11 protein-coding genes are annotated in these 12,866 nt (G+C 67.8%); 7 read left to right on the top strand and 4 right to left on the bottom strand.

Translation table 11 applies throughout. The annotated features are described in order from the left end of the window. The first annotated feature begins 21 nt into the window (after positions 1-21). Positions 22-1,947 (top strand): ABC transporter ATP-binding protein/permease, encoded by a 1,926-nt coding sequence (locus H7K45_RS27580; RefSeq protein ID WP_263999274.1) that lies wholly within the window; start codon positions 22-24, stop codon positions 1,945-1,947. 54 nt (positions 1,948-2,001) lie between these two features. After that, positions 2,002-2,778: a hypothetical protein gene (locus H7K45_RS27575; RefSeq protein WP_263999273.1), complete on the top strand. Its 777-nt coding sequence runs from the start codon at positions 2,002-2,004 to the stop codon at positions 2,776-2,778. Here H7K45_RS27575 and H7K45_RS27570 read toward each other — a convergent pair. Then, the gene (locus tag H7K45_RS27570; protein WP_263999272.1) at positions 2,775-4,379 is read right to left on the bottom strand and encodes an adenylate/guanylate cyclase domain-containing protein; all 1,605 of its coding nucleotides are present in this window, start codon (positions 4,377-4,379) and stop codon (positions 2,775-2,777) included. The genes H7K45_RS27575 and H7K45_RS27570 overlap by 4 nt on opposite strands. Positions 4,380-4,426: 47 nt before the next feature. Here H7K45_RS27570 and nucS point away from each other — a divergent pair, with 47 nt between their 5' ends. Both nucS and H7K45_RS27560 read left to right on the top strand, forming a co-directional pair. Beyond that, complete coding sequence (gene nucS / locus H7K45_RS27565) at positions 4,427-5,098, top strand: endonuclease NucS (protein WP_263999270.1); 672 nt, start codon at positions 4,427-4,429, stop codon at positions 5,096-5,098. 13 nt (positions 5,099-5,111) lie between these two features. Continuing rightward, positions 5,112-5,408, top strand: a complete 297-nt coding sequence (locus H7K45_RS27560; protein ID WP_263999268.1) for an Rv1322 family protein — start codon at positions 5,112-5,114, stop codon at positions 5,406-5,408. A gap of 3 nt (positions 5,409-5,411) precedes the next feature. Here the strand turns inward: H7K45_RS27560 and mce are convergent, their stop codons facing one another. Then, on the bottom strand, positions 5,412-5,888 hold the full coding sequence (mce, locus tag H7K45_RS27555) for a methylmalonyl-CoA epimerase (protein WP_263999266.1): 477 nt from the start codon (positions 5,886-5,888) through the stop codon (positions 5,412-5,414). Positions 5,889-5,972: 84 nt separating this feature from the next. On the opposite strand from mce, the gene H7K45_RS27550 reads away from it, so the two are divergent. Genes H7K45_RS27550 through H7K45_RS27540 form a run of 3 tightly spaced genes read left to right on the top strand, consistent with a single transcriptional unit; the run spans position 5,973 to position 8,523 of the window. After that, on the top strand, positions 5,973-7,154 hold the full coding sequence (locus tag H7K45_RS27550) for an acetyl-CoA C-acetyltransferase (protein ID WP_263999265.1): 1,182 nt from the start codon (positions 5,973-5,975) through the stop codon (positions 7,152-7,154). 57 nt (positions 7,155-7,211) lie between these two features. Beyond that, positions 7,212-7,610 carry a DUF3817 domain-containing protein gene (locus tag H7K45_RS27545; protein ID WP_263999264.1) on the top strand — a complete coding sequence of 133 codons (399 nt, stop codon included), beginning with the start codon at positions 7,212-7,214 and terminating at the stop codon, positions 7,608-7,610. A gap of 22 nt (positions 7,611-7,632) precedes the next feature. After that, the gene (locus tag H7K45_RS27540; protein WP_263999263.1) at positions 7,633-8,523 is read left to right on the top strand and encodes a tetratricopeptide repeat protein; all 891 of its coding nucleotides are present in this window, start codon (positions 7,633-7,635) and stop codon (positions 8,521-8,523) included. 12 nt (positions 8,524-8,535) lie between these two features. On the opposite strand, the gene glgB is transcribed toward H7K45_RS27540, so the two are convergent. Both glgB and H7K45_RS27530 read right to left on the bottom strand, forming a co-directional pair. Beyond that, entirely contained in the window at positions 8,536-10,743 is a 2,208-nt protein-coding gene (gene glgB, locus H7K45_RS27535; RefSeq protein WP_263999262.1) for a 1,4-alpha-glucan branching protein GlgB, read from the bottom strand. A 5-nt stretch (positions 10,744-10,748) separates the two neighbouring features. Continuing rightward, the gene (locus H7K45_RS27530; RefSeq protein ID WP_263999261.1) at positions 10,749-12,839 is read right to left on the bottom strand and encodes an alpha-1,4-glucan--maltose-1-phosphate maltosyltransferase; all 2,091 of its coding nucleotides are present in this window, start codon (positions 12,837-12,839) and stop codon (positions 10,749-10,751) included. Positions 12,840-12,866: the final 27 nt, after the last annotated feature.

Raw genomic sequence — 12,866 nt, 5'->3', positions numbered from 1 at the left:
CAGGCGGGACGGGAAGAGATCATGAGCCTGTTCACGTCCTCGATCGACTGGAACCACCAGTTGACGGTGTCCGCGTGGTGGATCGCGCGCACGTGGGCCGCGAGCGCGGCCGCGGCGCTCCTGACAGGAGCCGCACTGACCCGTTTCACCACGTGGGGTCAGCGCTTCTGGCGCGTCACGGGAGGCTTCTTTAGCGGTCGACGTAGCGTCCGAGTGTGGGCGGTGCTGGCGCTGCTCCTCTTGTCGGTCGTCACGTCCGTACGGCTCGCCGTGCTGATGAGCTACTACAACAACGACCTCTTCTCGGCGCTGCAGACCGCGTTCCAAGGCGCCAGCGCGCACGACGTCGCCAAACGAGACTCAGGTATTCACGGGTTCTGGATTGCCATCGCCATCTTCTGCGTGCTCGCGACGATCACGGTGGTCCGGATCGTCGTCGACACGTATCTGACGCAGCGCTTCATCATCGCGTGGCGGGTGTGGTTGACCGACCGCTCGTGCGCCGACTGGCTCGCCGACGACGTCTACTACCGCGCCCAACTCGCGGGGGACGGAGTGGACAACCCCGATCAGCGTATTCAGCAGGACATCGACGTGTTGACCACCGGCGTGGGTGCGAGCACCAACGCACCGACGTACTACTCGCAGAGCATGCTGCCCTTCGGCGCGTTGAACGCGCTGATTTCGGTGGCGTCGTTCGCGACGATCCTGTGGAGACTGTCCGGCACGGTGACGGTGCTGGGGATCGGCGTTCCGCGAGCACTGTTCTGGCTCGTGATCGTCTACGTGCTGGTGGCGTCGGCCGTCACGTTTCGGATCGGCCGTCCCCTGGTCGAGTTGAGCTATCGGAACGAACAGACCAATGCCGCATTCCGCTACGCGATGATTCGCGTGCGTGACGCGGCGGAGGCCGTTGCCTTCATCGGGGGCGCGGGCGCCGAGCGCCGTCGACTCGCCACGGCCTTCGGGGCCGTCATCGGCAACTATCGGCGCTACCTGGGCCGGACGCTGCGCTTGATCGGATGGAACTACTCGGTGACCCAGGCAATCACGCCCCTGCCCTTCCTGGTGCAGGCTCCACGCCTGTTCGCCGGCACGGTCACCTTGGGCGACGTCATGCAGTCGGGCACGGCGTTCGGGAAGATCGAAAGCGGCCTGTCGTTCTTTCGCAACGCCTACAGCCAGTTCGCCAGCTACAACGCCACCATCGTGCGGCTGGACGGCCTGCTGCAGGACAACGCCCGCGCTCGCCGGTCGCCGAGGATGACCAGCGACCCGAGCGTCGACGGAGTGGTGCGCCTCGACGACGTCGAGGTGCGCTCTCTCACGGGTGACCTGCTCGTCGAGGGTCTGCATCTGCAGCTACGACCTGGTGAGCGGTTGGTCATCACGGGCCGGTCGGGAACCGGCAAGTCGACGTTGTTGCGCGGCCTGGCCGGAATGTGGCCAGCCGTGGGCGGCCACTGGCAACGGCCCGACGGGCCCGGCGAGACGATGTTCGTCTCGCAACTGCTCTACCTGCCGCCCGGCACACTGCGCTCGGCGGTGTGCTACCCAGGCAGCGCAACCGATTTCGGTGACGAGCGTCTACGCGGCGTCCTCTCCGACGTGCTGCTCGACCAGCTTGGCGATCGGCTCGACGAGGAACGCGACTGGTCCAAGGTGCTCTCACCCGGTGAGCAGCAACGTGTTTCATTTGCACGGGTGCTGTTGGCCAGACCTGCGGTGGTCTTCCTCGACGAGGCAACCTCTGCGTTGGACGAAGGCGTGGAAGGTGCCCTCTACCGGGTTCTCGGTGACGACCTGCCCAACCTCGTCGTCATCAGCGTCAGCCACGACGGCCTCGTTCATCGCTTCCACGACCAGCACCTCGAACTGCTGGGAGGCGGTGCGTGGCGGTTGAACGCCGTCGACGCCGCCGCCCGCCCCGCGGAGCGGCGACGGTAACCGCCGACACGACTCCGTGTTGGGTCGCCGGCGTCAACGGGTAATGATCACTGCATGGCCCTCATCCCCACGCCCAATGCCACCATCGACGACGCCGACGTGGCGTGCGCGCTGAGCCGGGCGGTCCGGGTGATCAACCCCGTCGTCGACGTCCTGTCACGCGCGGACCCGTTCGGCTTGAAGGACCGCAGCCACCGAATCGGAGACTCCGCCGGATCGGTCGACCGCGCGCTCGACGCGTTGTCGTGGGTGCTCAACACCGCCGACGTTCCGGGCACTCAGGCCTGGCAGGAGATGAGCCTCGACGATCGGATCGACTGGTGGGTGCACCGCGTCGGTGCCGTCGACACCGTCCTGGTCGCGTTCCCGGGGGTATTCGGCGCCGTGGCCGACCGACTGCCGCTACAGGACGCGCTGGGCTTCGCGAACCAGGCCATCGTCTTGTGCGCCGTCGCGCGCGAGTGTGGCGTCGAGGACTACGGCCAGCAGGTGCGTCTGCTGGCGTCGGTGATGTGCGGCCGCGAGCTGCCCGCCGACGCCTATGACGACACCGCCGCGGCAGACGAGCCCGCGTCGGAGCCCGAGTCCTCCCCGCTGGACGGCACGCCACTGGCGCTGCTCAAGCCGCTCTGGCGGGTGGCGGGGCAGCTGCGGGCCGTCGGCGACGAGCTCGGCAAGCGGTCCCGGCCGCGCCGCATCTTCCGTTATCTCGGGATGTTGCCGGCGGTGGGTGCGGTCGCCGACTACTTCGGCGAGTACGGGGCGCTTGTGCGGGCCGCCAAGGCGGGCCGGGCGTGGATCGCGCGTCAGCCGGCGTCCTCGAAGGGCTAGGCCGGCACCGCAAGCCGCGTGGGTTCGTCGTAACCACGCAGCGTGACCGTCTCACCCAGCGTCCACCGGGCGGCCTCCTCCTCGCCCGCTTCGTCCACGGTGTCGGACGAGGCGACGAGGTGGCCGTCGATTTCCTTCGACAGTTCGCACAGCCGAGCGGCCTCGTTGACCGGCTCGCCGATGACGGTGTACTCGAAGCGCTCCTTGGCCCCGACGTTGCCCGCCACCACCTGCCCCGCCGCGACGCCGATGCCGGCCTGCAGTTCGGGCACCTCGGTGCGCAGGCGCTCGGCCATCCCGCGGGCCGCGGCCAGGGCCTCCTCCTCGGCGTTCTCCAACGCGACTGGCGCGCCGAAGACGGCCAGGACCGCGTCGCCCTCGAACTTGTTGACCAGGCCGTGGTGGCGGTCCACCTCGTCGACGACGACGGCGAAGAATCGGTTGAGCAGTTTGACCACCTCGGCGGCTGGCCGACTGGTCACCAGCTGGGTGGAACCGATGATGTCGACGAAGATGACGGCGGCCGGGCGCTCCTCGCCACCCAGTTCGGGTTGCTGTTTCTCGGCCAGCGCCGCCACCTCGCGTCCGACGTGCTGGCCGAAGAGGGCGCGCACCCGCTCGCGTTCCCGCAGGCCGCCGACCATGGTGTTGAAACCGCGCTGGAGCTGGCCCAATTCGGTGCCGTCGAAGACGACGAGGTTGGTCTCCAAGTCGCCCTGCTCCACGCGGTTGAGCGCGGCGCGCACGACCCGGACCGGGGTGGCGGTCAACCACGACAGGATCCACATCAGGATGAAGCCGAAGACCAAGGCGAACAGCGCGAGAACCACGATGGCCCAGGAGAATTGGGTGGGGGTTTGATTCTTCAGGGTCAGGGCGAAGACGGCCGCGAGCAGGATGCCCAGCACGGGGACGCCCGAGCCGAGCGCCCAGAACACGATGATTCTGCCCAGCACCCCGGGGGCGAGTCGCTGTGGGGGAGAACCGACCTCCAACGCCTGCGCCGCGACCGGCCGCAGGGCGAATTCGGTGAACAGGTAGCAGCTCGCCGAGACGACGATGCCGGGAAAACTGATGCCCAAGAACCACTTCGGGATGAACTGGGTGTCATGCAGGCCGTACATGGTGGTGAGCATGACGGTGCCGATGCCCCAGAGGACCAGCGGCACGCGCGTCAGCCGCCACGGTGCGAAGAAGGTGTTGTACTGGTCGGCCTTGGTGGGCGGGCGCTCTTCGATCGCCCAGCGGACGTTCTTCATCACTCGGTAGGTGGCCCACACCGTGCCGACGATCAGTGCGCCGAACAGGTAAGTCGGGACCACGATGAACGTGATCCAGCGGACGTCGGGGGCGAAGACGTTGGGCGTCGGGAAGGCGACGGTGACGACGAGCGTCGCGACGCCGATGCCGATCAGGTTCGCGACGATCACGAACGTCGTCAGGATGACCTGGATGCGCACCCGCCTGCGGAACTGGCTCTCCGAGACCCGGCCCAGGATCCACGAGCCGTATTCGGGCGTTCCCGAGACGTGACCGCTCTGGCTGGTGACCCGCTCGAGCACCCGGCCCAGCCGTTGCGCCGCGTTCTTCTTCTCCGTCATCGTGGCGTCAGCCTAGTGACCCGCACTCGGCCCTCTATGGTGGTTCGGTGCGCCTCGTCATCGCCCAGTGCACCGTCGACTACGTCGGCCGCCTCACCGCCCACCTTCCCTCCGCGCGACGGCTGCTGCTGTTCAAGTCCGACGGGTCGGTCAGCGTGCACGCCGACGACCGCGCATACAAGCCGCTGAACTGGATGAGCCCGCCGTGTTGGCTGGTAGAGGAGAACGGCGGCGAGCACCCCGTCTGGGTGGTGGAGAACAAGACCGGCGAGCAATTGCGCATCACCGTCGAGGACGTCGAGCACGATTCCAGCCACGAGTTGGGCGTTGACCCGGGATTGGTGAAGGACGGTGTCGAGGCGCATCTGCAAAAGCTCCTCGCCGAGCACGTCGAGCTGCTGGGCGTCGGGTACACCCTGGTGCGCCGGGAGTACATGACGGCCATCGGCCCGGTCGACCTGATGTGCCGCGACGAGCTGGGCCGGTCGGTCGCCGTGGAGATCAAGCGCCGTGGCGACATCGACGGCGTCGAACAGCTCACCCGCTACCTCACCCTGCTCAACCGGGACACGGTGCTGGCGCCCGTCAGCGGCGTGTTCGCCGCCCAGCAGATCAAGCCGCAAGCGCGCACGCTGGCCGTCGACCGCGGGATACGGTGCGTCACTTTGGATTACGATCAGATGCGCGGGCTGGACAGCAACGAGTTCAGGCTGTTCTGAGAGAGGATGGGACATGGGCAAGCGCCGCAACCCACCCCGCAGACAGCCCGCACCCCTGTCCTTCGCGTCGTCGCGCCGCGTCGAGGTCGGGCCCGACGGGTACGACTACGAGGTCAAGGCGGTGGCCGCGTCGAGAGCGGCCAAGACCTATAGATGCCCCGGCTGCGACCACGAGATCAGGCCGGGCGTCGCGCACGTGGTGGTGTGGCCCGCCGACGTCGGCGAGTCCGCGGTCGACGACCGCCGGCACTGGCATACGCCGTGCTGGGCGAACCGCGCCAACCGGGGGCCGACGCGGACGTGGTCCTAACCGTCAGTGTGCGGCGTCGGCGGCCGGTTCGACGAGCTCGACGAGGACGCCGCCGGAATCCTTGGGGTGGATGAAGTTGATCCGCGAATTCGACGTGCCACGTCGGGGCGCGTCGTAGATCAGGCGGACGCCGTCGGCGCGCAGCCGCTCGGACAGGGCGTCGAGGTCGCTCACGCGGTACGCGAACTGCTGCAGACCGGGGCCGCGCTTGTCGATGAACTTCGCAATGGTGGAGTTCTCGTCGAGGGGGGACATCAGCTGGACCTGGGTGCTGCCGCTCGGCGCCCCCCGCACTGCCAGCATCGCCTCGCGGATCCCCTGGTCGTCGTTGACCTCTTCGTGCAGCACGATCATCCCGAGGTGGTCGTGGTACCACTTGATCGCGACGTCGAGGTCGGGAACGGCGATACCGACGTGGTCGACGGCCGTCACCAGCGCGCTGGCGAGGGCCGGACGTGCACCGACATGCTCCGTTGTCATTTAGCCACGGTAACCTTCATGGGAATGATTGCGTAAGTGTGATAGGCCACACATTCTCAGAATCGAAGTTCGTGGAGGTTGGACATGACGACGTCGGTGATCGTTGCGGGAGCGCGTACTCCGGTGGGCAAGCTGATGGGCTCGCTGAAGGACTTCTCGGGCAGTGACCTGGGTGGTGTCGCGATCGCCGGTGCGCTGGAGAAGGCCGGGGTGGACGCCTCGGAGGTGCAGTACGTGATCATGGGCCAGGTGCTGACGGCCGGGGCGGGGCAGATGCCGGCGCGCCAGGCCGCAGTCGCCGGCGGCATCGGCTGGGACGTGCCCGCGCTGACGATCAACAAGATGTGCCTGTCGGGCATCGACGCGATTGCGTTGGCCGATCAGCTGATTCGCGCCGGGGAGTTCGACGTGGTCGTCGCCGGTGGTCAGGAGTCGATGACCAAGGCGCCGCACCTGCTGATCGACAGCCGCGCCGGCTACAAGTACGGCGACGTCACCGTGCTCGACCACATGGCCTACGACGGTCTGCACGACGTGTTCACCGACCAGCCAATGGGCGCGCTGACCGAGCAGCGCAACGACGCCGACCAGTTCACCCGCGTGCAGCAGGACGAGGTGGCCGCCCGGTCGCACCAGCGCGCCGCCGCCGCGTGGAAGGACGGCGTGTACGCCGACGAGGTCGTGCCGGTGAAGATTCCGCAGCGCAAGGGCGACCCCATCGAGTTCACCGAAGACGAGGGCATTCGGGCCAACACGACCGTCGAGTCGTTGGCCGGCCTCAAGCCCGCCTTCCGCAAGGACGGCACCATCACCGCGGGGTCGGCGTCGCAGATCTCCGACGGCGCCTGCGCGGTCGTGGTGATGAGCAAGGCCAAGGCGCAAGAGCTGGGTCTGACCTGGTTGTGCGAGATCGGCGCGCACGGCGTGGTCGCCGGGCCCGACTCGACGTTGCAGAGCCAGCCGGCCAACGCGATCAAGAAGGCGATCGCCAAGGAGGGCATCACGGTCGACCAGCTCGACGTCGTGGAGATCAACGAGGCGTTCGCCGCCGTCGCCCTGGCCTCGACCCAGGAGCTCGGCTTGGACGCCGACAAGGTCAACGTCGACGGTGGCGCCATCGCCATCGGACATCCGATCGGCATGTCCGGAGCGCGGATCACGCTGCATGCGGCTCTGGAGCTGGCGAGGCGGGGCTCGGGGTACGCCGTGGCCGCGTTGTGCGGTGCCGGTGGTCAGGGTGACGCCCTGATCCTGCGCCGCCCGTAAGCGTTGCGGGACACATTCAACGACGCGGCGTAGTAGCTGGCGCCGTCGTCGGGCACAATGGCGGCCATGAGCCGTACCATCGACCGCCACCGGACCGCGGGCTGGTTCCGCATCGTCGCCTTCACCGAAGCCGTCACCTGGGTGGGATTGCTGGTCGGCATGTACTTCAAGTACCTCGGATCGCCCCGCACCGAGATCGGCGTGAAGGTCTTCGGCATGGCTCACGGCTTGGTCTTCATCGCCTTCGTCGTGGTGGGCATCCTGCTCGGCTTGGCGTTCGGGTGGTCGCCGGTGACGTGGCTGCTGGCGTTGCTGGGCAGCATCGTGCCGCTCGGCAGTGTGATCTTCCTCATGTGGGCCGAGCGGACGGGTCGCACCGTCTCGCGCGGCGGGCAGGAGCGTGGCGACCGGGGATCTGGAGCCGGCGCCGCCGCGACCGCTCCGCCAGTCGCCTAGACGACGTGCCAGACTTGTCTACGTGACTCGTCCACGACCCTCCGTCGGCCCCGCACTGGCGGGTGCGTTCGATCTTTCCTCGCTCAAGCAGCCCGCACCGTCGCGCGACGCCCCGGCGGGTTCCTCGCCCGGTGGCGTCGAGGTCACCGAGGCCAACCTCGAGACCGAGGTGCTCGGCCGGTCCAATCACGTGCCCGTCGTCGTCCTGCTGTGGACGCCGCGCAGCGACGCCAGCGTCCAGCTCGGTGAGGTGCTGGCGGCCCTGGCGACGTCCGACGGTGGCTCGTGGGCGTTCGCGACGGTCAACGTCGACACCGCGCCCCGGGTGGCCCAGGTGTTCGGCGTCCAGGCCGTGCCGACCGTCGTCGCCGTCGCCGGTGGCCAGCCCATCTCGAGCTTCGAGGGCGTGCAGCCCCCCGAACAGTTGCGACGCTGGGTCGACTCCCTGCTCAGCGCGACCGCGGGCAAGCTCGAGGGCGGCGAGGCCGGGGACGCCGACGAGGTCGACCCCGAGCTCGAGCGGGCCCGTTCGCTCTGGGACGCAGCAGAATTCGACGACGCGCTTGGCGCCTATCAGGCCATCCTCGACGCGCAGCCCAACCATGCCGAAGCCAAGGACGCACTGCGCCAGATCGCCTTCCTGAAGCGGGCGACCTCTCGGCCGGCCGACGCGGTCGCACGTGCCGATGCCGAACCCACCGACGTCGAGGCCGCCTTCGCCGCCGCCGACGTGGAGGTCGCCCAGGATCAGGTGGTCGAGGCCTTCGAGCGCCTCATCGCACTGGTGCGGCGCACCGCGGGCGACGAGCGCGCCGCGGTGCGCTCCCGGCTGGTCGAGCTGTTCGAGCTCTTCCCAGCCGACGACCCGAGGGTCATCGCCGGTCGACGCAACCTCGCCAACGCCCTGTTCTGACGCGGCTGCCGGTCAGACCGGCTCGAACCACAGCGCCGACAGCGGCGGGATGACCATCTCGGCCGACGCGGGCCGACCGTGCCACGGATCGGCGGTCGCTTCGACCGAACCCATGTTGCCGGCCCCCGCACCGTTGTAGATCGTCGCGTCGGTGTTGAGGACCTCGCGCCAGGTTCCCGTGTGGGGCAAGCCCAGCCGGTAGGAGCTGTGCTCCGAACCCGAGAAGTTGAACACGCAGGCGAGCATCGACCCGTCGTCACCGAAGCGCAGGAAGCTCAGCACGTTGTTGGCCGAGTCGTTGGCGTCGATCCACGAGTAACCCTCGGGGCTGGAGTCGCGGGAGTACAGCGCACGCCGGGTCTTGTAGATCTCGTTGGCGTCGGCGGTGAACCGCTTGATGCCCCCGGAGAAGCCCTGCTCGTCGAGCTGGAACCAGTCGACGCCCCGTTCCTCCGACCACTCCGCGCGCTGGCCGAATTCCTGGCCCATGAACAGCAACTGCTTGCCGGGGTGGGCCCACTGGTAGGCCAACAGGGTGCGCACACCGGCAGCCTTTTGGTGGTCGCCGCCCGGCATGCGACCCCACAGCGTCCCCTTGCCGTGCACGACCTCGTCGTGGCTGATCGGCAGGACGAAGTTCTCGCTGAACGCGTACAGCAGGGAGAAGGTCAGCTCGTGGTGGTGGAAGCTGCGGTAGATCGGGTCACGCTGCATGAAGGCCAGCGTGTCGTTCATCCAGCCCATGTTCCACTTCATCGAGAAGCCAAGTCCGCCAAGGTTGGTCGCGCGGGTGACCCCGGGCCACGAGGTGGACTCCTCGGCGATGGTGACGATGCCGGGGGTGGCCTTGTGCACCGTGGCGTTCATCTCCTGCAGGAACTGCACCGCCTCGAGATTCTCCCGGCCGCCGTGGATGTTCGGCGTCCAACCGCCCTCGGGCCGCGAGTAGTCGAGGTAGAGCATGGACGCGACGGCGTCGACGCGCAGCCCGTCGATGTGGAATTCCTGCAACCAGTACAGCGCGTTGGCCACCAGGAAGTTGCGCACCTCGGCCCGGCCGAAGTCGAAGACGTACGTGCCCCAGTCGAGTTGCTCACCGCGACGGGGATCGGAGTGCTCGTAGAGCGCCGTCCCGTCGAAGCGGCCCAACGCCCAGGCGTCCTTGGGAAAGTGCGCGGGCACCCAGTCGACGATGACGCCGATGCCGGCCTGGTGCAGCCGGTCGACCAGGAATCGGAAGTCGTCGGGAGTCCCCAGACGCGACGTCGGGGCGTAGTACGACGTGACCTGATAACCCCACGACCCGCCAAATGGATGCTCGGCGACGGGAAGCAGTTCGACGTGGGTGAAGCCCTGCTCGACGACGTACTCGGTCAACTGGTCGGCCAGTTCGCGGTAGGTCAGACCCGGACGCCACGACATCAGATGCACCTCGAGGGTGCTCATCGGTTCGAAGACCGGGTTCTTGATGGCCCGCTGGGCCATCCAGTCGTCGTCCTCCCAGGTGTACTGGCTCTTGGTGACTCGCGACGCCCGCTTGGGCGGCACCTCGGTGGCGAAGGCCATCGGGTCGGCGCGTTCGGTGGTGACGCCGTCGGCGCCGTGCACGCGGAACTTGTAGAGCCCGTCTTCCGGAAAGTCCGGCCAGAACAGCTCCCACACCCCTGACGAGCCCAGCGTCCGCATCGGGGCGTCGTTGCCACTCCAGTGGTTGAAGTCGCCGATCAGGCTGACGCCCTTGGCATTTGGCGCCCATACGGCGAACGAGACGCCGCTGACCGGCCCGTCAGCCGTGCTGTAGGTCCGCGGGTGGGCCCCCAAAGCCTCCCACAGCCGCTCGTGGCGGCCCTCGGAGAACAGGTGCATGTCGATCTCGCCGAGGGTCGGCAGGAAGCGATACGGGTCGGCGACGGTGTGAACGTGAGGGTCGCCGTCGCCGTTCGGATAGCTGACCTCGAGGCGGTAGTCGATCAACCCGGTGAACGGAAGCGCGACCGCGAACAGGGCGTCCTCCACATGGGTGAAGGTGTAGCGCTCCTTGCCGACGAGCGCGACGACTTCCAGTGCGTTGGGCCGCAGCACCCGGATGACGGTGTGGTCGTCGTACTCGTGGGCACCGAGGATGGAGTGCGGATCGTGGTGCGTGCCCCACAACAGGCGGGAGAGCTCCGACGGATCGGGCCGCAGGTTCTTGGTGGTGACGTCGTTGGTGCTGGTCATGTGAATCAGTCCCTCCGCAGCAGCTCGAGCCGCTTGTCGGTCGGTATGTACGGCATGTTCAGGATGTGTGCGACGGCCCGCCCCGGTTCGATGCGAACGTAATTGGCCTCGCCCCACTGGTATTCGTCTCCGGTGATCTCGTCACGCACCCAGAAGCGGTCGTATGGGGACATGCCGAGCGCTGCCATGTCCAGCCGAAGGGTGCCCTCCTCGGGGCCGAACGCGTTGAGCGTGACGACGACCAAGACGCAGTCACCGCTGATGGGATCGAACTTGCTGTAGGCCAGCAGGGCGTCGTTGTCCACTTCGTGGAAGGTGATGGAGCGCATCTCGGCCAAAGCGGGGTGCAGCTTGCGGATCTCGTTGAGCCGGGTGATGAAGGGCTCGAGCGAATTGCCCGCGGCCAGGGCGCCATCGAAGTCGCGCGGGCGCAACTCGTACTTCTCCGAGTTCAGGTATTCCTCGCTGCCCTCACGTACGGCCTGACCCTCGAACAGCTCGTACCCGGAGTAGACACCCCACGTCGGGCTCATCGTCGCGGCCATCACCGCCCGGATGGCGAACATGCCGGGGCCGCCGTACTGCAGGATCTCGTGCAGGATGTCCGGCGTGTTGACCCACAGGCTTTGGCGGGCGTAATCGGCGTGTTCGGCAATCTGCTCGCCGAACTCGGTCAACTCCCACTTGGCCGTGCGCCAGGTGAAGTACGTGTAGGACTGGGTGTACCCGAGCTTGGCGAGCCCGAACAGCCGGGCCGGACGAGTGAACGCCTCGGCGAGGAACAACACGTCGGGGTCGTCGTTCTTCACCTCGCCGATCAACCACGCCCAGAAGTTCGGCGGCTTGGTGTGCGGGTTGTCGACCCGAAACACCTTGACCCCGTGCGACACCCAGAACCGCACCACGCGCAGCACCTCGGCGTAGATGCCCGCCGGGTCGTTGTCGAAGTTGATCGGGTAGATGTCCTGGTACTTCTTGGGCGGGTTCTCGGCGTAGGCGATCGTGCCGTCGGGCAGGACCGTGAACCACTCGGGATGATCCTTGGCCCACGGATGGTCCGGCGCGGTCTGCAGCGCCAGGTCCAAGGCCACCTCGAGACCCTGGTTGCGCGCTTCGGCCACGAAGTCGTCGAAGTCGTCGATGGTGCCGAGTGCGGGATGCACCGCGTCGTGCCCGCCCTCGTCGCTGCCGATCGCCCATGGCGAGCCGACGTCGTCCGGGGCGGCGGTCACGCTGTTGTTGCGGCCCTTGCGGTGCACCTTGCCGATCGGGTGAATGGGCGGCAGGTACACGATGTCGAAGCCCATGTTGGCGATTCGGGGCAGCGTCTTGCTGGCGGTGTTGAACGTGCCGTGCACCGGCTTGCCTTCGCCGTCCCAACCGCCGGTCGAGCGGGGGAAGATCTCGTACCAAGCGCTGAACCGGGCCAGGGGGCGGTCGACCCACACGCCGTACTGCTCACCGCGCGTGACGAGTTCGCGCAGCGGATAGTCGTGCAGCAGGGCCGTGACCTCGGGTGCCAGCGCGGCACCCGCCCTGGCGAACGGGTCGCCGGGCGTGCGCAGGTTCTGTGCCGCCTCCAGGAGCGGATAGCGGTCTTGGCGAGGGACGGCGGTCGCGGCGCGTTCGAACAGCTGTGCACCGACCAGCAGATCGTTGTCCAGCTCTGCCTCGCCCTGACCGGCGTTCAGCTTCGCGGTGACGTTCTTGCGCCACGTGGCGATGGGGTCACCCCAACCGTCCACCCGGTAGGTCCACAAACCCACGGCATCGGGGGTGAACTGACCGTGATAGGTGTCGGGTTCACCGCCGGGTTCCATCGGCAACCGCTGGGGCTTGACGCGCGGCGAGACGCCGACGACCTCTTCGATGGGCACGGCCTCCACGTGGGGTGTTGCCAGCCCCGGCGGTGCTGCGGCCAACGACGGATAGCTGGTGCCGTGATAGCGCACCACCAGCGTCGCAGACACCGCGTCGTGGCCCTCGCGCCACACCACGGCCTTGATCGGCAGCACCTCCCCGACCACGGCCTTGGCCGGGTATCGGCCGTTGGAAACTACCGGTGCGACGTCGTCGATTTCGATTCGACCGGCCACCACTGCTCCTTACGCCCGCGGTCGAAC

The sequence above is a fragment of the Mycobacterium yunnanensis genome (assembly GCF_025823185.1).
Lineage (GTDB): Bacteria > Actinomycetota > Actinomycetes > Mycobacteriales > Mycobacteriaceae > Mycobacterium > Mycobacterium yunnanensis.
This window is presented reverse-complemented; position numbering and strand designations above follow the sequence as displayed.